The sequence below is a fragment of the Aquiflexum sp. genome, assembly GCF_041749095.1.
GTDB lineage: Bacteria > Bacteroidota > Bacteroidia > Cytophagales > Cyclobacteriaceae > Aquiflexum.
In genome coordinates, this window is sequence record NZ_JBGTCA010000326.1 from 1 (window position 1) to 1,595 (window position 1,595).

Here is a 1,595-nt window from a genome sequence, read left to right on the forward strand (position 1 = left end):
TTATCTACCTCCTCAGCGGATGGCCCGGCCTCTTCATCATCCATATCCATATTGTTGATCAGGGTTAGATGACCAAGAAAAATACGGTTGACATTGGCCACACTGTCTTCCTGCACCCTGTTCATGTTCAGGTCCGTGAAGACGAATTCCTGAGCCGAAGCAAACAGGACCGTATCCTGTGCAGATTCCCCTTGTTTAAAAAAACGCGCATTTTCCGAAAGCATACTAAATTCGCTTTCACGGGTTTCAAATTCGATCAGCTCCAGAAAAATCTGAAACTGCGGGGAACCTACCCTGTCCACCGTTACATTCCTTCCCTGAATATCTATTTCTGAAGCAAAAAATGCCCTTCCATCTGTAAATACCCGGTCGGCATCGATCAGAATATCATCGCTAAAAAGATTGAAATCCTCTGCATTAAACTTCAAGGTATCCGCACTTTCCACATTGATAAGCTTCAGGTCGATATTTCCAAAGCGCAAGTCACTAAGACGGACCCGATCGATCTGATCTTTGATCATGGGATAAATATTCAAGTCTTCCCATTTGAAAGGTCCTGTATCCTCGGTATCCTCAGGTACTGTTCTCACTTTGGCCTCCAACACGAGGTCTAGCAGGGACACTCTGTTGAGTTGAAGATTATTTGTTAATAAAAAATTAAGCCAGGAAACTCCTTCCACTGAAATCTCTTTTGCATCCAGTTCGATAACCGGGGTTTCATTTTCTCTGGCCTTCACCGTATCGGTTACCAGATGAATGCCCTCTACAATAAAATTTCCTCTTATAATCGAAACATTGACCCTATCAATTTTAGCGGAATATTGCCCTTTATCGGCCATATTGATTTCTTTTTCCAAAAAATCCCTCATAAAAGGGTCAATGATGATGCTGGCAATGATGAACAGTGTTACAATCCCAACTACAATAAACCCCAAAATTTTTATTATTTTTTTAAAAAGTTTCATATCATTTCTTTCTGTTACTTTTTACCAATTCCACTTCCCAAGTAAAGAATCTGCAAATTTCCCTCCAAAAAGAATGAATGCCTTTGATAGATTGGGTTAACCATAAGCGATATATAATTGAAAAGGGAATGGAGCGGGGAACTGATGAGGAAAAAGAGGTGATTAGAGAATTCTATGGAAGCGGATAATGAACCTGATCCAACATGCTTAAAAGGAAAGTACTGGGAATTGATAAAGTTGGATATAATTGAAGCTGTTAAAAAATAATATTGTTTATTCTAAAAACTGAAACAACATAAGATAATTCGAAAGTTACAATTTCTAATCTTCTTCTTCGGGTCGTTTTTTCGACTTGTCCTTTACTATGGACTTTTTAACTTTTTCATCGAAATACATTCCATCTGTCTCCATATCAGAAATGGTACGCTTTATAGTGCTTTTAAACTTTTCTCTGGATTTTTCAGGAATTTCATCATCATCAAAAAAAGAACTGAGCACATTAAATAATGCCGCCCTGGTAAAACCGGATGCCTTTTCAAATTCATAGGGCTTCTCCTCCATTTTGTTAAATTCTTTAAGAGAAGTAGCTATAAAAACTACAAAAGAAACGACAACCAGTATTGTCAATAT

Annotated in this window: 3 protein-coding genes; 1 reads left to right on the plus strand and 2 read right to left on the minus strand. The window is 38.1% G+C overall.

Going from position 1 to position 1,595, the window contains the following annotated elements:
* Nucleotides 1–965: hypothetical protein (locus tag ACEW8O_RS14935; protein ID WP_373495427.1), on the minus strand; the 965-nt coding region annotated here is incomplete at its 3' end.
* A gap of 77 nt (nt 966–1,042) precedes the next feature.
* On the opposite strand from ACEW8O_RS14935, the gene ACEW8O_RS14940 reads away from it, so the two are divergent.
* Entirely contained in the window at nt 1,043–1,153 is a 111-nt protein-coding gene (locus ACEW8O_RS14940) for a DUF6922 domain-containing protein (protein ID WP_373495428.1), read from the plus strand.
* A 133-nt stretch (nt 1,154–1,286) separates the two neighbouring features.
* Here ACEW8O_RS14940 and ACEW8O_RS14945 read toward each other — a convergent pair.
* A partial coding sequence (locus ACEW8O_RS14945; protein WP_373495429.1) for a hypothetical protein occupies nt 1,287–1,595 on the minus strand: 309 nt, incomplete at its 5' end.

What these genes read in the sequence shown, in the direction of transcription:
- ACEW8O_RS14940 (WP_373495428.1), top strand. Translation starts at nt 1,043, where the DNA reads ATGCCTTTGATAGATTGGGTTAACCATAAGCGATATATAATTGAAAAG.